The sequence below is a fragment of the Lactivibrio alcoholicus genome (assembly GCF_055390895.1).
Map to the genome: position 1 here is coordinate 3,075,667 of NZ_AP042471.1, position 19,391 is coordinate 3,095,057.

The 19,391-nt window shown below is 59.0% G+C and carries 16 protein-coding genes and 1 tRNA gene; all 17 read left to right on the forward strand.

The features are described 5' to 3' along the window. Positions 1-2 precede the first annotated feature (2 nt). The 17 genes from ACZ5IU_RS14135 (at position 3) to ACZ5IU_RS14215 (ending at position 19,288) form a co-directional block, all read left to right on the forward strand. A complete protein-coding gene (locus ACZ5IU_RS14135; RefSeq protein WP_464418421.1) occupies positions 3-464 on the forward strand; it encodes a hypothetical protein in 462 nt (153 codons plus the stop codon). After that, positions 457-2,205: a penicillin-binding protein 2 gene (gene mrdA, locus ACZ5IU_RS14140; protein ID WP_464418423.1), complete on the forward strand. Its 1,749-nt coding sequence runs from the start codon at positions 457-459 to the stop codon at positions 2,203-2,205. The genes ACZ5IU_RS14135 and mrdA overlap by 8 nt, the downstream gene beginning before the upstream one ends. Positions 2,206-2,222: 17 nt before the next feature. Further along, the gene (locus ACZ5IU_RS14145; RefSeq protein WP_464418425.1) at positions 2,223-2,912 is read left to right on the forward strand and encodes a septum site-determining protein MinC; all 690 of its coding nucleotides are present in this window, start codon (positions 2,223-2,225) and stop codon (positions 2,910-2,912) included. Positions 2,913-2,942: 30 nt separating this feature from the next. Next, entirely contained in the window at positions 2,943-3,749 is an 807-nt protein-coding gene (gene minD / locus ACZ5IU_RS14150) for a septum site-determining protein MinD (RefSeq protein WP_464418427.1), read from the forward strand. Positions 3,750-3,771: 22 nt separating this feature from the next. Continuing rightward, the gene (gene minE, locus ACZ5IU_RS14155; RefSeq protein WP_464418429.1) at positions 3,772-4,044 is read left to right on the forward strand and encodes a cell division topological specificity factor MinE; all 273 of its coding nucleotides are present in this window, start codon (positions 3,772-3,774) and stop codon (positions 4,042-4,044) included. Positions 4,045-4,053: 9 nt separating this feature from the next. Beyond that, positions 4,054-5,163: a rod shape-determining protein RodA gene (gene rodA, locus ACZ5IU_RS14160; protein WP_464418431.1), complete on the forward strand. Its 1,110-nt coding sequence runs from the start codon at positions 4,054-4,056 to the stop codon at positions 5,161-5,163. Positions 5,164-5,183: 20 nt separating this feature from the next. Further along, the gene (locus ACZ5IU_RS14165) at positions 5,184-7,022 is read left to right on the forward strand and encodes a TIGR03960 family B12-binding radical SAM protein (protein WP_464418433.1); all 1,839 of its coding nucleotides are present in this window, start codon (positions 5,184-5,186) and stop codon (positions 7,020-7,022) included. Further along, a complete protein-coding gene (locus ACZ5IU_RS14170) occupies positions 7,016-7,648 on the forward strand; it encodes a TIGR03936 family radical SAM-associated protein (protein ID WP_464418435.1) in 633 nt (210 codons plus the stop codon). The genes ACZ5IU_RS14165 and ACZ5IU_RS14170 overlap by 7 nt, the downstream gene beginning before the upstream one ends. A 19-nt stretch (positions 7,649-7,667) precedes the next feature. Next, positions 7,668-9,158 carry an Rne/Rng family ribonuclease gene (locus ACZ5IU_RS14175; RefSeq protein ID WP_464418437.1) on the forward strand — a complete coding sequence of 497 codons (1,491 nt, stop codon included), beginning with the start codon at positions 7,668-7,670 and terminating at the stop codon, positions 9,156-9,158. Beyond that, positions 9,133-12,549 (forward strand): chromosome segregation protein SMC, encoded by a 3,417-nt coding sequence (smc, locus tag ACZ5IU_RS14180; RefSeq protein WP_464418439.1) that lies wholly within the window; start codon positions 9,133-9,135, stop codon positions 12,547-12,549. The genes ACZ5IU_RS14175 and smc overlap by 26 nt, the downstream gene beginning before the upstream one ends. Before the next feature lie 11 nt (positions 12,550-12,560). Beyond that, positions 12,561-13,301 carry a tRNA1(Val) (adenine(37)-N6)-methyltransferase gene (locus tag ACZ5IU_RS14185; RefSeq protein ID WP_464418441.1) on the forward strand — a complete coding sequence of 247 codons (741 nt, stop codon included), beginning with the start codon at positions 12,561-12,563 and terminating at the stop codon, positions 13,299-13,301. Next, a complete protein-coding gene (gene rsmI / locus ACZ5IU_RS14190; RefSeq protein WP_464418443.1) occupies positions 13,292-14,134 on the forward strand; it encodes a 16S rRNA (cytidine(1402)-2'-O)-methyltransferase in 843 nt (280 codons plus the stop codon). The genes ACZ5IU_RS14185 and rsmI overlap by 10 nt, the downstream gene beginning before the upstream one ends. A 38-nt stretch (positions 14,135-14,172) precedes the next feature. Then, positions 14,173-16,122, forward strand: a complete 1,950-nt coding sequence (metG, locus tag ACZ5IU_RS14195; protein WP_464418445.1) for a methionine--tRNA ligase — start codon at positions 14,173-14,175, stop codon at positions 16,120-16,122. A gap of 83 nt (positions 16,123-16,205) precedes the next feature. Then, positions 16,206-16,994 (forward strand): TatD family hydrolase, encoded by a 789-nt coding sequence (locus ACZ5IU_RS14200; protein ID WP_464418447.1) that lies wholly within the window; start codon positions 16,206-16,208, stop codon positions 16,992-16,994. After that, complete coding sequence (tgt, locus tag ACZ5IU_RS14205) at positions 16,987-18,105, forward strand: tRNA guanosine(34) transglycosylase Tgt (RefSeq protein ID WP_464418449.1); 1,119 nt, start codon at positions 16,987-16,989, stop codon at positions 18,103-18,105. Before ACZ5IU_RS14200 ends, tgt begins: the two co-directional genes overlap by 8 nt. 6 nt (positions 18,106-18,111) lie before the next feature. Next, positions 18,112-19,104 (forward strand): L-threonylcarbamoyladenylate synthase, encoded by a 993-nt coding sequence (locus ACZ5IU_RS14210; RefSeq protein ID WP_464418451.1) that lies wholly within the window; start codon positions 18,112-18,114, stop codon positions 19,102-19,104. A gap of 97 nt (positions 19,105-19,201) precedes the next feature. Then, positions 19,202-19,288, forward strand: a tRNA-Leu gene (locus tag ACZ5IU_RS14215). Positions 19,289-19,391: the final 103 nt, after the last annotated feature.

The following is a 19,391-nucleotide window of genomic DNA, read 5'->3' on the forward strand; positions in this document are numbered from 1 at the left end:
GGATGCTCCCCGGTCTTGCGGTGTGGCTCCTGCAGGATTTTCTCGCGGTTCTTGCGTCAGGACCCCTGATGATCCCGGAACTTTTCCTCGTTTTGATGCTCTATCGGTCGCTTTATCGTTCAGAATCGTTTTCGGCGACGGTCTGGAGTACGTTTCTGGGCGGTGTCATCTTCGATCTGCGATGGCTCGGTTTTCCCGGAGTGACGTCTTTTCTGTCCGTCTCCATTCTGCTCGTGGGGCGGTGGGTCTGGCTCACGCTTCCTTCCTCGGGACGAACCATCGGGCTTACGGCGTTTTTCCTCTGGGCCGGTCAGTCGCTTGTTTCACTCGCCAGACTGGTTCTCTGGGGGCTCCCAATAGAGGATGTCTTCAGAACGATGCTGCAACAGCAGGGGTATCTCCTTCCGGTCGTCGGGATCGTCTGTGTTCTGATCGCACATCTGGAGCGGAAGTGGAATGCCTGATCTCAGACCCGTCATAGAAATCCGGGCACGTTTCTGGCGTATCGTCATGATGGCATCGATTCTCTTTCTGTTTATCGGGTTGTATTTCTTTCAGATCCTGCACTCGGACCGATATGTCAAACTCGCTTGGGACAACCGCTTGCGCCTGGTCCGAATTCCATCGTCGCGCGGCGAGATTTTCGACCGGAACGGCTCTCCTCTCGCCGTCAACGTCACGACGTTCGATATCCTCGGGTACCCGCTCGATCTGGAGAGAGACGGTATGATCGAGCGCCTCTCTCTCGTCCTGAGCAAACACGGATTCCCGATAGACCCCGAAAACCTTTCGGCGACAGTCAAGCGACAGTATTGGGCTCCATACCGGGTTGTTCGCGTGATCACCAATCTCACGTTGCCGCAGATGGCCGACCTCGTCGCTGATCCGAACTTCCCGTCCCAGTGCTTTCCGATGGCCGTGTGGCGTCGGACGTACCCTGCAGGAAGCCTCGTTTCGAACGTAATCGGATACGCGGGAGAGATCAGCGAAAGTGAGCTCCGCCAGAAGCCTGAAGGGGATTATGTCGGCGGAGACAGGATAGGGAAGGGTGGAATCGAGGGTTCCTACGAGGATTTGCTTCGAGGCAGAGTCGGAGAGGAGGCCATTGAAGTCGATGCGAGAGGACGGCGTATCCGAAGTCTCGATTACCGCGCTCCCGTCAGGGGGAAGAACATCAGGCTGACACTCGACCTCGGTGCGCAGCGACTTGCCGCGGACCTTCTCAGGGGATTTCGGGGAGCCGTCGTGGCGCTTGATGCGTACACGGGCGCCGTCCTCGTTCTCTGTACGTCTCCGTCCTACGACAACAATCCTCTTTCCTGGGGGGTTTCGGCAAGGGAATGGAGCGTCCTGACGGATGATCCGACGCATCCGATGATGGACCGGGCGATATCAGGCGTCTATCCGCCGGGGTCAACCTTCAAAGCACTCGTTGCGCTTGCCGCGCTCGAGGAAAACGAAGTGACTGGAGCGACCTCGTACTATTGCTCCGGGGAGTATCAGCTCGGAACCAGGACGTTCAAATGCTGGAAACGCGGTGGACACGGAACGGTTCGACTGGTATCGGCGTTACAGGATTCGTGTGATGTATACTTCTATCAGGTGGGACTGAAGCTCGGTATCAACCGCCTGATAGAATGGGGAAGACGTTTTGGCGTTGGTGCCAGAACCGGCTTCGACATTCCCGGCGAGGCCGAGGGGAATATCGCAGGCATTGAATGGAAAAAAGAACGTTTCAAGGAATCGTGGTACAGGGGCGATACCGTCAACTATTCGATCGGACAGGGTTTTTTGCTCATGACGCCTTTGCAGATTGCGCGAATGTACGCAGCATTTGCGAATGGAGGGCTCCTCGTGACGCCGTATCTTTTCGGAGAAGGCCGGAATCCTCCGGTACATATCGCGCATTCTCCGGAAAATATGAATCTTGTCCGCAAGGGATTGCTCGATGTCGTCCGTCAGGGGACCGGCTGGCGCGCGGGGACATACGGCGTAACAGTCGCGGGAAAAACGGGGACGTCCCAGAACGCTCACGGAAACGATCACGCGCTCTTCGCCGGATACGCGCCGGCGGAGCGTCCGCGGTATGTCGCCGTAGCCGTTGTCGAAGCGGGAGAACATGGGAGCAGCGTCGCCTCTCCGATTGTCGGGCAGGTTCTCTCGTATCTGATTGCGCGGGATACTCGGGACACCGCTGTCCCGTAGAAAAAGGAGGAAGCAACATGGTTGACCCCTCTCTTCCTGTAGTGGACCGCGAAGAACACATACTCTTCAAGGGGGCGAAAGATCATGTCCGGATGATCGTTCCAGAGGGGATGGACGATTCCTCCCTTCTCTCCGACATCCGGATGCTCGAATCCCGGACATCTGAAATTCTAGGCGGAATGGGCGTGGTACTTGATTTTCAGGGAAGAAAGATCGGGAATGACGCGTTGTTCGAACTCCTTCGTGCGATCTGGCATTCCGGACTTCGTATTCTTTCCTGGGTATCGCTCGATCTGGAAACGCAAAACCGATTCAAGGCCATCGGGTTTCACGTCGGCGAGTATCGTGCCCCGGTCTCCCGGGATGGGAGTGCCACCGACGTACCGCTTGTCCTCCTCCGGTCGCTTCGTTCCGGACAACGCGTGGAGCACGACGGAGATATCGTCATTGTAGGACACGTCAACGACGGGGCGGAAGTTCTCGCTGGCGGGAGCGTCGTTGTCTGGGGTCGACTCAAGGGACTCGCACATGCCGGGTTGAATCGGGCCCCGGGACACTCGATCACGACCGGAGCGTTTGAGGCGAAACAGGTCCGGATCGGAAGCAAGGTCGGCTCGTACCTTGGGATGGAGAAGGAATGGTGGGGAAGACCCGTCGTAGTACTGCTCGAAAACGACTCCCTGATTGTGAGAGAGTTGAAAATATAACGGAGAATTGCCGAAACGGGGTGGGAAGAAGTGGCTGCACGTGTCATTGTTGTGACGTCCGGAAAGGGCGGCGTCGGAAAAACGACCACGACGGCGAATATTTCTGTCGCCCTCGCGCGGAGTGGGTTCAAAGTCGTCGCCATCGACGCGGACATCGGGTTGCGGAATCTCGACGTCATGATGGGACTCGAGAACAGGATTGTCTATACGTTCGTCGACGTGATCGAAGGAACCTGCCGTCTTCAGCAGGCCCTCGTCAGGGACAAGCGCGTCGATTCACTGTATCTGCTTCCGGCGGCTCAGACGAGGACAAAGGACGCGGTCTCGCAGGAGCAGATGGCCGATCTCGTTGCGATGCTCCGCGCGGATTTCGATTTTATCCTAGTCGACAGTCCGGCCGGGATCGAAGCGGGTTTTCGTAACGCGGCGATAGGCGCTGACGAAGGAATCGTCGTAACGACGCCTGAAGTTCCGGCCGTTCGCGATGCCGACAGGATCATCGGAATGCTTGAGTCCATGGGGAAGAGCCCGATCCGTCTCATCATCAATCGCCTGCGCCCCCATCTCGTCCGCGAAGGCGAAATGCTGGACGTCAAGGATGTTCTTGATATTCTCGCCATTCCCCTGATCGGCATCGTCCCTGAGGATGAGAGCGTCGTGAAATCGGCAAACAAGGGCGAACCACTGACGTTTTCCGACGTGTCGCCGGCGTCAAAGGCTTTCAAAAATGTCGCCGGCCGGATTACCGGCAAGGAAATACCTTTCATGAAGCTCGAAGAGCAGCGTGACGGCGGTTTTCTCTCCGGAATCAGGCGTCTGTTCGGAATGAATCGGTAACGGGAGATCGGAGAGGGTATTCATGAAAGATTTTTTTCAGCGTCTGTTCGGAAAAAAAGGATCGGGAGCTGTTGCGAAGGAGCGCCTGCAACTGGTGTTAATTCACGACAGGACCGATATCTCGCCGGAATTGCTGAACGCGCTCAGGGCGGATCTCATAGAGGTCATCTCCAAGTACATGGAGATCGACTCCTCAAAGATCGAAATGGATCTCGACAGGGCGGATCGTTCTGTCGCTCTCGTCGCCAACATTCCGATAATACGCGTTAGACGGGGGACCAGAATCGAGGAGTAGGACGGACACATGGATGATCGCAAGTCAGTTTTCTTCGAAGAGCTGGGATCGATTGACTGGTTATGTCTCGTTCCCGCTCTTTGTCTGTTCTGTATCGGCATTGTGACGGTCTACAGCGCCGGAGGAGGCGTCGCGGGACGGGGTGCCTTTTTCGCCGTTCGGCAAATTCTCTGGGGATTGATCGCCGCATGTGTGTTCGTTTCCTTTCACGTGATCGGATACCGGTGGTTCCTGAATTTCGCATACCCGATCTATGCGGGTCTTCTGGGGCTTCTTTTTATCGTCCTCGTGGTCGGTTTGACCGTGAAAGGGTCACAGAGCTGGCTCTACCTCGGCCCCGCGCGTCTTCAGCCTTCGGAGATCGGGAAGATAGCTCTCGCCCTGTTTCTCGCAAAACATCTCTGCAGATATCCTCCGGTCACGGTAACGGCGCTTATTTCCGGGGCGCTTCTTGCGGGAATGAGCGGCCTTCTCGTTCTGCTCCAGCCGGATATGGGAAGTTCGCTTGTTTACGCTCTCATGATCTTCGTCGGGCTTATCATCTCCGGAGCCCCGAAAAGGTTTCTCGCGGGGATCTGCGCGGCCGTCCTCGCGTCCTTACCGGTCGGGTGGCACTTTCTCAAAGAGTATCAAAAGATGCGGATCCTCGTTTTTGTCGATCCTTCCGTCGATCCTCTCGGAGCGGGATACAATGTCATCCAGTCCCGTATCGCGGTGGGGTCGGGCGGGCTCTGGGGAAAGGGATTCATGCAAGGGTTGCAGAGTAAGTTGCGTTTCCTTCCCGAGCCGCATACTGATTTTGCGTTCAGCGTTTTTTCCGAGGAATTCGGTTTTCTCGGGACTGCCCTGCTTTTGCTCCTCTTCAGCCTTTTGTTCTGGAGAATCGTAGATGTAGGGCTCCGATGCAAGGATGCGCGCGCCAAGGTTCTCGTGGTCGTACTCTCATCGTGGATCTGGTTTCAGATGACGGAGGGAATCGGCATGAGCATGGGAGTTCTTCCGGTTACCGGTCTTCCCCTTCCGTTCATCAGTTACGGAGGGAGTTCTCTGGTGGCGATATCGGCTGCGCTTGGTCTTGTGACAAGCGTCTATCGGACGACGCGAAAGAATTACGAATGAGAGAAATGGAGCATAGTGACATGACGTTCAATGATTTTGACGACCCGTATTGGCCCCTGTTTTCGGAAACCAGGCGTCCGTCACGATATGTCGGATGCGAGTGGGGGGCCGGACTTCCCGAAAAGAAGAATGCCACTGTCCGCTTTTGCCTCGCGTTTCCCGACGTATACGAGATCGGTATGAGCTATGTCGGTTACCAGATCCTGTATCCTCTTCTCAAAAGTCTCGACGAGGCGGATGTCGAAAGGGTGTATTGCCCATGGGTCGATATGGAGGAACAGTTGCGCCTTCACGGCCTTCCTCTTGCGTCTCTCGAAACGGGACGTTCCCTTTCCCGGTTCGATGTCGTCGGCTTCACGCTCCAGTACGAACTGAGCTACACGAATATCCTGACGATGCTGGATCTCGGAGGAATCCCTCTTTTTTCCAAAGACAGGGGAGACGATGATCCGCTCGTCATCGCCGGAGGTCCGGGAGCGATGACGCCGGAACCGCTGGCCCCGTTCCTCGACGCCGTCTGTATGGGTGACGGCGAAATCACCCTCCCCGCCATCGTGGAGCGTCTCTCGGCCGCGGTCGGTTGTTCCCGTTCGGAAAAACTCGATGCGCTCGCGGATCTCCCTGGGATCTATCTCCCCGTACGATCCGTCGCTTCCTTCGATTCCGCCGGTTGCGATATTCGCTCGTCGCAGTTGTTTCCGATCCGCCGTGCCACGCTGAAATCGATGAAGGGAGCGTTTTCCTCCGAGGGACTTCTGGTCCCCTCGGCAAGCGTCGTTCACGACAGAGTTCCGGTAGAGCTGTTTCGCGGGTGTACGCGCGGCTGTCGTTTTTGTCAGGCGGGGATGCTGTACCGACCGATCAGGGAGCGCACGGCCGACGAAGTCGTGGAGGCGGCGCTCAGATGGACGGAAAAGACCGGCTGGGAGGAAATCGGTCTCATTTCTCTTGCCTCGTGCGATTATAGCGCTCTCGGAGATGTCGTGGAGCGGTTGAAGCCCGCGTTGAGAGAACGCAGGGTCAGGCTGAGCCTTCCGAGTCTCAGAATGGACGCCTTTTCCGTTCAGCTCGCGGCGGCGCTCGAGCCCGTGAAGCGGGGAGGGCTGACGTTTGCCCCCGAGGCCGGAACCCAACGCATGAGGAACGTCATCAACAAGGGTGTTTCGGAGGATGACATCGAAACGACACTTGAAGCGGCGTTCGCTCACGGATGGGAACGAATCAAGCTCTATTTCATGATGGGCTTGCCGACGGAAACCCGCGAGGATCTCGAAGGGATTGCGAAGATCGCCGAACGCGCGGCCGAGATCGGTCGAAAGCACAGAAAAAGGGCCGAGATTGCGGTGTCGGTAGCCGGTTTCGTTCCGAAACCGCATACGCCTTTTCAGTGGGAACGGCAGGCGTCGGTCGCCGAACTTTCGGAGCGCGGGCGATTCATCAAATCGCTGGTTTCGAACCGCCGTGTTACTGTGCGGTATCATGAAGGGGAACAGACGCGACTCGAGGGAATATTCGCCCGTGGGGACAGGCGCCTTGCGGATGTCCTCTTTGAGGCGTGGAGAAATGGTGCCCGGTTCGACGGGTGGACGGAAACCTTCCGGCCGGATATCTGGAAGGCCGCTTTCGAGGCGAAAGCCGTCGACCCCGAGTGGTACGTCGCGAGAGAGCGCCCCCGGGACGAACGATTCCCGTGGGATCACATCGATATCGGCGTCAGCCGGGATTTTCTCTGGCGGGAACGGGAACGTTCGAGGGAGGAGAGCCTGACGCCCGACTGCCGCTTCGGCGACTGCAATGCCTGTGGATGGGAACGGCGCGGATGTGGAATTCTCGAGAAGATGCGGGCCGTGTCATGTTGAAGGTTCGTATCGTTTTTTCAAAACGGGGACGTGCCTGTTTCATTCCGCATATCGCTCTGCCCGCGGTCTTTTCCCGCAGCGCGACACGTGCTGGAATCCGCTTTGTACAGACGGAGGGATTTTCCCCCCGACCGAAGCTGAGTCTCGGGCCGGAACTCCCCGTCGGAATAGTGGCGCTCTGCGAGCCGATGGATGTCTGGCTCGAAGAGTGGCGTGCTTCGTTTTTCGATTCGTGGCAACGAAAACTTCCGGACGGTTTTTCGCTCGGCGGATGGGAAGAGGCACCGCTGGGAAATCTCGGAAATTCGTGCGAGGGAGCAGAATATCTGATCCGCGTCCGCGATGGTGGAGCGTGTGAAGCCGTCCGGAGCGGATATCCGTGGCCTGAATGGGTGTGCCGCGCGGATTATGACGGCGAGTGGTTTCGCGTCGTTACGGAGCGACCGGGCGAACATGGTCCGGGGGCACTGATACGCGATCTTGTCGAATTTGGCAAGATGAGCGGCTGGGCGGGTGTGAATGTGGTCAGGCGTGTTGTCGGGCGTCTCTCGGGAGGCGAACTGACCGGAGAAAAACGGGTGCTTCCACTTGTATCTCTCTTCTCCGGAGATACGAATGGAAACTAGCGGGCCCGGAGGGCTGACTATGGATCGGAAGATCGTGGCGAATACGATCGATACTGAGGAAACGAGGGTTGCGATCGTCGAGGACGGTCGTCTCGTGGATATATTCATCGAACGGATGTGGGAACGACAGCGTGCCGGGGAAATTTACAAGGCGCGCGTCGAGAGTGTTCTGCCCGGGATTCACGCTTCATTCGTGAATCTCGGAGACGGAAGAAACGCGTTCCTGTATCTCAACGACGCGAAGGGACTCAATCTGCAGCCGAACGCCGAAGTCGTCGTCCAGGTCGTCAAGGCCGCGCGAAAAAACAAGGGGGCGCGTGTCACGTCCCGGATCTCCATACCCGGGCGCTACCTCGTTCTTGTCCCGAACGGGCAGGAATCGGGAGTCTCAAAGCGGATCACAGATGAAGAGGAACGGAAGCGTCTCCGGAGTATCGCGCGGGATCTCCGGCATGGAGGATGCGGGGTCATCGTGCGGACAGCCGCGGAAGGCGTCGACGCCGAAGCGCTTCGCCACGACATGGAAACGCTCGAGGCGCTCTGGAAGGAAATCCAGCACAATGCCGAGGTGCAATCGGCCCCGTGCCTGATCTATCGGGACATCGGCCTTGTCGGAAAGGTTCTTCGGGACGAACTCACGGAATCCGTGTCGGAAATTATCGTCGACGGCGAGGAAGAGTACGGACATATCGACGAGTATCTCGGGGCGTTCTTTACGAAAAGCCGTCCGGAGCTGTCGCTTCATCGCGGACCAACGCCCCTCTTCGAATTCTACGGAATAGAAAAGGAGCTCGAGACCGCGCTGGAACGGAAGGTCTGGCTCCGTTCCGGAGCGTACCTCATCATCGATCACACGGAAGCGCTTACCGTCATCGATGTAAACACCGGAAAGTATGTCGGGGATACGGATCTCAGACATACGGTCGTCGAAACAAACTTCGAGGCTGTCGACGAGATCGCCCGGCAGCTGCGTCTCCGCGCGATCGGAGGTATTGTCGTCATCGACTTCATCGATATGGAATATGAGGAAGACAGGGTGGAGCTGTTGCGACGGCTCGAAACCGCCTTTCAGGGAGATCGCTATCGGGCCCGTATTTTCGGTGTCAGTCGACTCGGTCTTGTCGAGATCACGCGGAAACGGGCGCGCCCCGACATTCGTTCGGTTTTGACGCGAGGGTGTCCGTTCTGCGGAGGGTATGGGTGGGTCCAGAAGGAAGATACCGTGGCGCTCTCGATCAAGAGATTCCTCAGAAAGGTAGCGGGGGCGAACCGCGCGGAAACGGTCCTCGTCGAAGCGAACGCCGTTATTTCTCGGTATGTGGCGGAGACGTACCTTTCATTGTGGGAGTCGGAACTGGAACGAAGGATTATTCTCATCGAACGTGAAGATTTTCCATGGGGACGCTATCGGCTCGAGGCTCAGGGAACCGCCGAGCAGATGGAACGACGACTCGAACAAATGTTGCGTCGGGAGGTTTCTCTGGTTGTACATAGAACGACTGCGCCTTAAAGGGTTCAAAAGTTTCGGAGGGTCGCACGATCTTCCGTTTTCTCCGGGAATGACCGCGGTCGTTGGTCCGAACGGGAGCGGCAAGAGCAATATCCTCGACGCGCTCGCCTGGGTGCTTGGCGAGGGGAGCCCGATGAAGCTCCGCATCTCGCGTCAGCAGGAGCTTCTTTTTCAGGGAACCGCCGCGAGCAGCGCCGCGAAGGAGTGCGACGTCATACTCACGCTGCGCGATTCGGACAGGGTTTCCACCATTCGGAGGACGTTTTCTCCAGATACGGGGAGCGTCCTCTTTCACGACGGACAGAAAATACGGCTCCAGGATCTTGACGAGGTGAAGCGGATGCTTCGTCTCGGCGGCGAAACGTTCGCGTTCATCGGTCAGGGAGAGGTTGCGGAGACGATCCGTCAACGCCCCCTGCAGCGAAGGATGCGCCTTGAGGTGCTTTTCGGAATCGACCAGTACCGCAGGAAACGGAACGAAACCGATGCCCGTCTCGCGGGAGTAAAAGAAGAGATGGGACGATTGACGACGCTCATCGCCGAACTCTCGCGTCGCCGGGAGGAGATCGCTCCGGCGGTCGAGACGGCTGCGAAGGCGAGGGAACTCCTTCGGCTCCTCGACGAGCATCGGAAACAGGCGTATCACGGTCGGCGCACCGCTCTCGAACGCCGTCTGGGAGATCTCGCGGAGTCTCTGTCGCTCCTTGAGATCGAAGGTGACGATGCGCGGCGATGGCGCGTCATGTGGGAACGGGGAGAACAAGCCTTTCTCGATGCCTTCAGAAAGGAAAGAGAGGCGGAGAAGGCACTGCTTTCCGATTTCGAGAGCGTAACCCGAAGCCTTGAAGCGGCTCGTCGCGTCTGCGTATCGGGAGCCGGATCGCTTCGTTCCGCGAAGGTCCGCAAGGCCGCAATGGTCGGGATGCTTTCGAAGAACAGGGAAAATCTGCTTCTTCGAGACACCGAACTGCGGCGCGGCAAGGAAGATTGTGCGCAGTTGCGGCGAAATGCAAGCGAGTCCGCCTCGAATTGTTCCGAAATACGGGAGCGGGTCCGGCGTGCCGAGGCAGAACAAGCCGAAATTGTCCGAAGACGGGAAGCTCTTGAGAACCGGATCAACGAAGCTCGCGTACGGGGTGATTTTCTCGAACGACGTTCCCGTTCGATGCGCGAGGAAAGAACGGCGCTCGAGCGCGACGTGCGGGGTTTTCGTGCAGAGGAGACCACGCTTGTCAGGGATTTTGGGGAAAAACGCACGCTTGTGGAGGAGTTTTCCGGTGCATATTCCAGAGCGGTCGAAGCCAAGGGGGCTGCGGCGACTGAATGTCAGGTGGAGACAAACGCCCTTCATGCCGCCGTCCGAACGGCATCTCAGATCGAAAACGCGATCGACCGGATGAAGGATCGTGCGGAACAGGCGCTCCTGCCTGAGCCGGTACGATTCCTTCTCTCCGCGGCCCGGCTCGGAAAGCTCACCGTCGGGATGCGGATGGTCGCGGACGCCTTTTCGTGTCCCGATACGCTGACGAACGCTCTCGAAGCTTATCTCGGCGGCAGGCAGTACTGGCTTGCCGTCGCCTCTCTCGACGATGCGAAGCGATGCATCGATCTTCTGAAAAGCAAACAGGCTGGGAGGACGACGTTTCTTCCCCTTGACCAGATCTCGCCGAGGACGCCCGCGCCGGATATCCGGCTCTCGCAGCCTGGATTCGTCGGCTGGGCGGCCGATCTCGTTCGCAGCGATCCCGAATGGGACAGGGCGGTGCGTCACCTTCTCGGAGATGTCCTCGTCGTTGAGTGTTTCGAAACGGTCGCACGGAACCTTTCATCGCACCGGAGGTTTCCCGTCGTCACGCTCGATGGCGAGGTCTTCGCTGCGACGGGAAGCGTCAGCGGGGGGAAGAGACGGGCGTCGGAAGGCGCCATCGCCGCGAACAGCCTTATCCGGGAGCAGGAGGAAAAACTCGCCGCGCTTCGGACCGAGATCGATCGACGGAAGTCAGCGCTCGGCGGAGCGGAGGGGCGCGAGCGTGAAGCTACGAAAAATGTCGAAGACCTCAAGGAACGTCTTCAGGAAGAACGCCTTCACGCCGAAGAGATGGAACGCCATCTGGAACGCCTCAGAACGGCAATCGAGAAAACTGCTTTCCGTCTGGCGGAACTGTCGGATGCCGAGAAAACGGCGGATTCAGACAGGGAGGAGACCGTGCGGACGATCGCCTCGTGCGAGGAAGAACTCTCCGGTTTGATCGATGGGAGCAACCACTCGTCGGATACGGCACTTCTTTCGGCTGCCGAGTCTGCCGATGCCCTGTGCAGAGAGCGTCTTCGGGCCGGAGAGGCGCTTGTCGCGCGCCTTGCGGAAGAATTCTCGCGTGCATCGGAAGCCGTACGGTCTCTCGAAAGGGACATGGCGTCGGTGGAAATTGAAATCGCTTCCCTGTGGGAGAAGCTTCGGGACGCGGGGAGCGAGTGCGCGCGACTCTGGCGCCGCCGGAGGGATGTTCGCGAGGAATTGTCGGGCCGAGCCGGAGCGAGGGAACTGGAAGATCTCCGTTTGGCGAGGCTCCGAAAACACCTCGGAGATGCCGGAAAGAGGGTGTCTTCGGTCGACCTCGGGCATAGGGAGGTCGACCGACAGATCGAGAATGTCGAGCGGGAAAGGGCGCAGCTGATCGATTCCTGGGAGGAGCAATACCCGTATCCCGGCGTCCGTGAGGGTGTCGGAGAGTCGGACCTCGCCGGTATCTGGAATACGGTTCGCCGCTACGAAAGGGATCTGAAGGCGATCGGAGTGTACGATCTCGGAGTTTTATCGGAAGATTCTTCACTGGCGGATCGGATCGGGTTTCTGAACGAAAATTTCGAGGATCTCCGCGCCGGCGAGACAGAGCTGTGTCGCCTTATCGAGGAGACGGATCGTTATGTCGGGACGCTTTTCGGAAACGCGCTGACGGATATCGCGGCTCGCTTCAGCGATCTGTTCCGGCATCTTCTCGGCGGCGGAGAGGCGCGTCTCGAACTTCTCGAGGGAGACTCGTTCTGGGATTCCGGAGTCGATATCGTCGCGCGACCGCCGGGAAAGAAAATGCAAAGCCTCGCGCAACTTTCCGGCGGGGAACAGTCGCTTACGGGTATCTCTCTGCTCTTCGCGTGCATGGAGGTTGCCGCCGTTCCACTCGCCGTTCTGGACGAGGTGGATGCCGCCCTCGACGAATATAATCTTCTGCGCTTCGCGGCGCTTGCGAGGGAGTACGCGACGCGTCTGCAACTTATCGTGATGACGCACCGCCGGGCGACTATGGAACGCGCTGATGTCCTCTACGGAGTGACGATGTCGGAGCCGGGATTGTCACAGGTTGTCGGCATCAACCTCGAGGACTGGCGATGAAAGACGGATGCATGTCTGAGAAGCGGGACGACATCCTGCGCGGAGCTCTCCGGATGTGGCAGCCCCCCGAAGGGCCGCGGGTTTCCGTGGATACGGTCCTGCTTTCTGATTTCGCGTACATCAGGAACGGAGAGAAAACGATCGAGCTCGGATCCGCCACCGGTGCTGTAGCCCTTCTTCTGGGCCTCCGTTTCCCGCTGGCCGGACCCATTGTCGGAGTCGAGATCCAGCCCGCTCTTGCGGATCTCGCGAAACGAAACGCAGGGGAAAACGGTCTTTCCGATCGGGTGAACTTCATCTGCGGCGACCTCCGCGAGGTCAGAAACCTGTTTTCTTCAGAATCGGCGGATGTGGTCGTGACGAACCCTCCATATCATGAACTCTGCAGGAATCGTCGAAGCGCCGGGATTTCCTCCGCGACGGCGAGACAGGATCTGTGCTGTTCCCTCGAAGACGTCCTTGCGGCCGCGAAGTGGCTTCTCCGGAACAAAGGGAGGCTCTATATGGTTTTTGTAGCGGACAGGACATCCGAGCTTCTCGCCGCGATGTCGGCGATACGGCTTGAACCGAAACGGCTTCGCTTCGTGCATCATCGTCCCGGTGCGTATGCTTCGGTCGTTCTCGTCGAAGCCGTCCGCGCCGCCGGGAAGGGACTGTTCGTCGAACCGCCGTTCTTTCTGCGCGGAGGAGACGGGGAAGAGAGCGAGGACACGAGACGGGCCTATTCGCCGGGAGGGGACGGATGCCGCTGACGGTCGTTCCGACGCCTGTCGGAAATCTCGAAGACATCACTCTCCGAGCGATTCGCGTCCTGCGTGAGGCGGATATCATCCTCTGCGAGGACACGAGAACGACATCGATACTGACGCGGAGATACGCGATTCGGACGCCTCTCGTCTCATACCACGCGCATAACGAACGTTCCCGGACGGATGAGTTCGTCGGACGCCTGCTCGACGGAGAACGCGTCGCCCTCGTGTCGGATGCCGGAACCCCTGGGATCTCCGACCCCGGCGCGTACATCATCGCAGCGGCCCTCCAGGCCGATATAGACGTCGACGTTTTGCCGGGAGCCACGGCCTTCGTGCCCGCGCTCCTTCTTTCCGGACTCCCCGTCCATCCGTTCCTGTTCTTCGGTTTTCTGCCGGACAAGGCGGGAGAGAGGAAGGCGGCGCTCGAAGTGCTCAGATCCCTTCCGCAGACGATGATCTTCTACGTTTCTCCGCACAAGCTCGCGGACCACATCGAATCTGTCGCGGCCGTTTTCGGAAACCGGAACGCCGCGCTCGTCCGGGAGATTTCGAAGATTCATCAGGAAAGTATCAGGGGAACGCTCGATCTCATTATGGAGCGAGTGCGGAGGAACGACGTCCTTCGCGGCGAAATGGTGCTCGTGGTCGGAGGAGCCCCGGTCAGCGAAACGGCTGACAGTGAATGGCGCGGGGCGGTCGGGAGATTGCTCGCGGAACAAATCGACGCGAGGGATATTGTAAAAACGATCAATCAGTTGTATGGTGTACCGAAAAACCGCGTCAAGGAGTATCTTTTTTCAGAAAAGACTCCCGGAAAAGCGCGGCGCGACTGATGCCCCGCGGCGTTGCGGGAGCAGGGAGGGGAACGGACATGCCGGACAAGAGCTTCTATCTCACGACTCCGATCTATTACGTGAACGATATTCCGCATATCGGCCACGCCTATACGACAATCGCCGCCGACGTCATGTGCAGGCACATGCGCATGCGCGGCGATGACGTCTTCTTCCTTACGGGGACGGACGAACACGGCCAGAAGATCCAGCAGAGCGCCGAGGCCAAGGGGATGACTGCGCAGCAGCTGGCCGATACCACCATGCAGAATTTCAAGAAGCTCTGGGAGGTTCTCGGCATCTCCAACGACGACTTCATCCGGACGACGGAGGAACGCCATGAACGAGTCGTCCAGAGCATGTTCAAAAAACTCATGGACCAGGGAGATATCTACAAGGGGGCCTACGAGGGGTGGTACTGCGTCCCGTGCGAGACGTATGTCCCGGAGAGCAGCATGGGAGACAACAGGACGTGCCCCGACTGCGGTCGTCCGCTCGTGCAGATGCAGGAGGAAAGTTATTTCTTCCGGGCGTCGAAGTATGCGGAACAGCTTCTCGCATACTATGAGGCGAATCCGCAGGCGATCCTGCCGAAAAGCCGTTACAACGAGATCGTGAGCTTTCTGCGATCAGGAGTGCGGGACCAGTCGATCTCCCGGACGACGCTCAAATGGGGGATCCCGGTCCCCGGTGACAACAGGCACGTCGTCTACGTCTGGTTCGACGCGCTGATCAACTACGCCACGGCGTGCGGCTACCTCGACGACCCCGAAAAATTCGCGCGATTCTGGCCCTCTGTCCGGCATCTCGTGGGCAAGGACATTATCCGGTTTCACTGCGTCATCTGGCCGATCATGCTCCTCGCGCTCGGCCTCAATCCCCCCGTCTGCGTGTTCGCGCATGGATGGTGGACCGTCGAGGGGGAGAAGATGTCGAAATCGAAGGGGAACGTCGTCGATCCGTTCGAAATGGCCAGGGTCTACGGCGTCGATCCGTTCCGGTACTTCCTCCTCAGAGAGGTTCCGTTCGGACTCGACGGCGACTTCTCTGAACTTGCGCTCGTGCAGCGCGTCAACTCCGACCTCGCGAACGATCTCGGGAACCTTCTGAACCGGACGCTGCAAATGATCGGGAACTACAGGGACGGGGTCGTGCCCGCGCCCGGAGCGATCCTTCCTGTCGACGAAGACGTCCTCGCCCTCATCGACGGGACCTTCGCGATGGTCAGGGATAAACTTGACGTCTTCGCGTTCGACGAAGCCCTGAAAGCCGTCTGGGCGTTGCTCGGACGAGGCAACAAGTATATCGACGAGACAATGCCCTGGAAGCTCGGACGGGAGGGGAACGGAGAACGTCTCGACACGGTCCTTTCGACGCTCTTCGCCATGTTGCGCGCCGTCGCGCTCCTCATGGCACCATTCATGCCGGATGCGGCGAAAAGAATGTACGCGCAGCTCGGATTTGCCGGGGATCCGCTCGACGAACGCTTCCCGTCGGTCGACCTGCGCCGTGCGCCCGCCGGTCAGAAGACGCGGAAGGGAGACGTCCTTTTCCCGAGGATCGACGTCGAGCAGTGGAAGAAGGATCGCGAGGCGAAAGACTCGGCGAAGAACTCCGCAAAAGCGCCGGAACGGCCGGGAGGGCCGGCCGAGCACGAGCCGGAGATAGCGATCGACCAGTTCAAGGGCGTGGAGCTGCGCGTGGCGGAAGTCATCGGGGTCGAGGAAATCCCGAAGGCAAAGAAGCTCTACGCCCTGTATCTCGATCTCGGATACGAGAAACGGAAGATCGTCTCGGGGATCAAGGAGTTTTTCACGCCTCAGGACCTCATCGGAAAGCGGATCATTGTCGTGGCGAACCTGAAGCCGGCGACGCTCTGCGGTGTCGAGAGCAGGGGAATGCTTCTGGCAGCGGGGCCAAAGGACAAGTCGGCGCTCGGTCTCCTGACGGTGGATGAGTCGGCCCCTCTCGGAAGCCGCGTCAGCTGAACCCTGCCGAATTCCGGCAACACAGGACGAAGTCATACCGGGCCTCCCTTCACGGAGAGGCCCGTTTTATTGGGAGAGTGAACATGAAGGGACGATTCATCGATTCTCATTGTCATCTTGACGAAAAGGCGTTCCCGGAAGGGCCGAAAGACGCGATCGAGCGGGCGAGAACCGCTGGAGTCGAACGATTGATGGCCGTTGCCGGAAATCCGGAGACGAGCAGACATGCCGTCGATCTCGCGCGCGAATACGACGGCGTGTCTGCTGCGATCGGCGTTCATCCGCACGAAGCGGCATCGGTCTCTTCGGGACTTCCCGACGATCTCGTCGCGCTCGCCCGCGACGGAGCCGTTTCTGCGATCGGCGAAACAGGGCTCGATTACTTCTATGATTTTTCGCCTCGTTTCGAGCAGCAGGCGGTGTTCTCGATGCACCTCGAGTGGGCGAAGCGCGAACGTCTCCCAGTCGTGATCCACGTTCGGGACGCATTCGACGACGCGATCCGGATCCTCGGCCGTGACGGGAACGGAACGACGGGGGTGATCCACTGCTTTTCGGGCCGGTGGGAGCATGCGGTCTCGTTCCTCGACCTCGGGTACTCAATTTCTTTCGCTGGGCCCGTGACGTACAGGAAAAACGAGGAGCTCCGGTCGGTCGTGTCGAGAATTCCGATCGACCGGATCCTCTGCGAAACCGACTCGCCGTATCTCTCGCCGCAGAGCAGGCGCGGGAAACGGAACGAACCGGTCAACGTCGTCGAGGTGTACGAACTGATTGCAACGATCCGCGGCATGGACGTCGGAGAATTCTCGCTCCGCGTCAGGGAGAATTTCGTGAAGTTGTTCGGAATTGAGGAGAAAACGAATGTTTGAGTTCCGCGTCATCGCGCAATGTCCCGTGACCGGCGCGCGTGCCGGAGAATTCGAGACGCCCCACGGGGTTCTGAAAACGCCCGTCTTCATGCCCGTCGGAACTCAGGCGACCGTCAAGGCGATGGCTCCGTTCGAGCTGAAGGAACTCGGGGCGCAGATCATCCTCTCGAACACATACCATCTGTACCTCCGTCCCGGAGAAGACCTCATAAGGGACGCGGGCGGGCTTCATTCCTTCATGTCGTGGGACCGGAGCATCCTGACCGACAGCGGAGGCTTCCAGGTGTTCTCGCTCGCCTCGCTCAACCGAATTTCGGATGAAGGAGTCGAGTTCCAGTCGTACCTCGACGGGAGCCGGCACTTCATGACGCCCGAACGGGCAACGCAAGTACAACGTTCGCTTGACAGCGACATCGCCATGTGCTTCGACCAGTGCGTTCCGTATCCGTGCACGCGCGTCCAGGCGGAAGAAGGCGTTCGACGGACGACTCTCTGGGCAGAACGATCGCTCGAGGCGTGGAGAGGATGGGGGAACGCCCTCTTCGGCATCGTTCAGGGGTCCGTCTTCGAGGATCTGAGAATCCGGTCGGCCGCGGAACTGACGCCGATGGAATTCCCCGGGTACGCCATCGGAGGACTCTCCGTCGGTGAGAGTCATTCGGATATGTACCGGATCCTCGATGTCCTCAATCCCGTTTTGCCGTTCGGGAAGCCGAGGTACCTCATGGGAGTCGGTCACCCGTTGAATCTCGTGGAGGGCGTCGCGCGCGGCGTCGATATGTTCGATTGCGTCCTGCCGACCCGGAACGGCCGGAACGGAACGCTCCTGACTTCCCGCGGTCCGATCAACATCAAGAACAAGATATACGAACGCGATTTCTCCCCGCTCGACCCGACGTGCGACTGCCATGCGTGCCGTACGTACACGCGGGCGTATGTCCGGCATCTCCACAGGTCGGGTGAGATCCTTTCGTCGCGTTTGTGCAGCTGGCACAACCTTCGCTTTCTCGTCTCCCTCGCGGAGAAGATGCGGCAGGCGATCATAGATGGCCGCTTCCTCGAATTTCGCGATCATTTCACCGCGTCCTACGGCGCGGCGCCGGAGGAGTGACGGAGGATGCGGGAAGCTGTCGTTCGCGTCGATCCGTGGAATCCGGACGAAAGAATCATCGCCAGGGCAGCCCGGATACTAGCGGAAGGAGGTCTCGTCGCGTTTCCGACGGAAACGGTGTACGGCCTCGGCGGGAACGGCCTCGATCCCGAAGCCGCACGACGCATCTACGCCGCGAAGGGGCGACCTTCGTCGAATCCGCTCATCCTTCACGTGGCTTCGATGAAGGATGTCGAAGAGCTTGCCGTTCTAACGGACAGGGCTCGGTTGCTCATAGACAGATTCTGGCCGGGGCCGTTGACGATCGTTCTTTCGGCTTTGCGCGTCGTTCCGGCCGAGGTGCGGGGAGGGCTCGATACCGTCGCGATACGGATGCCGGCGCATCCGGTCGCTTTGGCCCTCATCGAGCGGACGAGGTTTCCGATCGCTGCACCCAGTGCGAACAGGAGTGGACGTCCGAGTCCGACGAACGCGGCGAGTGTACTCGAAGACCTCGGCGAAAGGGTCGACCTGATTCTCGACGGGGGAGCGACACGTTTCGGCGTGGAATCGACCGTTGTCGACGTCACCGGAGACGATGTCGTCCTGCTTCGTCCGGGCGGAACATCGGTCGAAGATCTCGCAACAGTCGCCGGCATCGTACGTTCTCCGGAAGGGGAACATCTCCTGAAGCGTTCTCCCGGGACGAGATTCCGTCACTACGCGCCCGGAATCCCTCTCGTGACGTGGAATGGAACGAATGAAGCCGAAGCGCTGCTTCTGATCGAAACGAAAGCCCTGCGGAAGCCGGTTGCGTATATGGGGATACGGACCTTTCCGGCGGAAACGCTCCGTTCGATCCTTTTCCGGGACCCGGAAAACTATGCACGTGGGCTCTTTTCCGCGATGAGAGAGCTGGAACGCTGCGGCGCTGCGGTTATTGTCGCGGAATGGCCGGAAGAGGAAGGGCTTGGCCGGGCTATCCGGGATCGTCTGAAGAGGGCCTCCGGAGAGGACTGAAGAGATGGGGAAAACGGATGGGGAAATGTCGGAGAGCGATTGCTGCGGAACGCTTGCCAAACCATGATACCCTTGCTACAATAGCCCGCGTGAAAGAGCCGGGATGGCGGAACTGGTAGACGCGCTAGATTCAGGTTCTAGTGGGCTAACGCCTGTCGGGGTTCGAGTCCCCGTCCCGGCACCATAATAATGCCGAAAAAGGTTGTGGTGTGTCATTGACACGCTACAACCTTTTTGCTATTGTCATAGCTTGTCAGTGTCACATCCCCTTATAGAGAGATAGGGAG

What these genes read in the sequence shown, in the direction of transcription:
- ACZ5IU_RS14135 (WP_464418421.1), top strand. Translation starts at nt 3, where the DNA reads ATGCTCCCCGGTCTTGCGGTGTGGCTCCTGCAGGATTTTCTCGCGGTT.
- mrdA (WP_464418423.1), top strand. Translation starts at nt 457, where the DNA reads ATGCCTGATCTCAGACCCGTCATAGAAATCCGGGCACGTTTCTGGCGT.
- ACZ5IU_RS14145 (WP_464418425.1), top strand. Translation starts at nt 2,223, where the DNA reads ATGGTTGACCCCTCTCTTCCTGTAGTGGACCGCGAAGAACACATACTC.
- minE (WP_464418429.1), top strand. Translation starts at nt 3,772, where the DNA reads ATGAAAGATTTTTTTCAGCGTCTGTTCGGAAAAAAAGGATCGGGAGCT.
- rodA (WP_464418431.1), top strand. Translation starts at nt 4,054, where the DNA reads ATGGATGATCGCAAGTCAGTTTTCTTCGAAGAGCTGGGATCGATTGAC.
- ACZ5IU_RS14165 (WP_464418433.1), top strand. Translation starts at nt 5,184, where the DNA reads ATGACGTTCAATGATTTTGACGACCCGTATTGGCCCCTGTTTTCGGAA.
- ACZ5IU_RS14170 (WP_464418435.1), top strand. Translation starts at nt 7,016, where the DNA reads ATGTTGAAGGTTCGTATCGTTTTTTCAAAACGGGGACGTGCCTGTTTC.
- ACZ5IU_RS14175 (WP_464418437.1), top strand. Translation starts at nt 7,668, where the DNA reads ATGGATCGGAAGATCGTGGCGAATACGATCGATACTGAGGAAACGAGG.
- ACZ5IU_RS14185 (WP_464418441.1), top strand. Translation starts at nt 12,561, where the DNA reads ATGTCTGAGAAGCGGGACGACATCCTGCGCGGAGCTCTCCGGATGTGG.
- rsmI (WP_464418443.1), top strand. Translation starts at nt 13,292, where the DNA reads ATGCCGCTGACGGTCGTTCCGACGCCTGTCGGAAATCTCGAAGACATC.
- metG (WP_464418445.1), top strand. Translation starts at nt 14,173, where the DNA reads ATGCCGGACAAGAGCTTCTATCTCACGACTCCGATCTATTACGTGAAC.
- ACZ5IU_RS14200 (WP_464418447.1), top strand. Translation starts at nt 16,206, where the DNA reads ATGAAGGGACGATTCATCGATTCTCATTGTCATCTTGACGAAAAGGCG.
- tgt (WP_464418449.1), top strand. Translation starts at nt 16,987, where the DNA reads ATGTTTGAGTTCCGCGTCATCGCGCAATGTCCCGTGACCGGCGCGCGT.
- ACZ5IU_RS14210 (WP_464418451.1), top strand. Translation starts at nt 18,112, where the DNA reads ATGCGGGAAGCTGTCGTTCGCGTCGATCCGTGGAATCCGGACGAAAGA.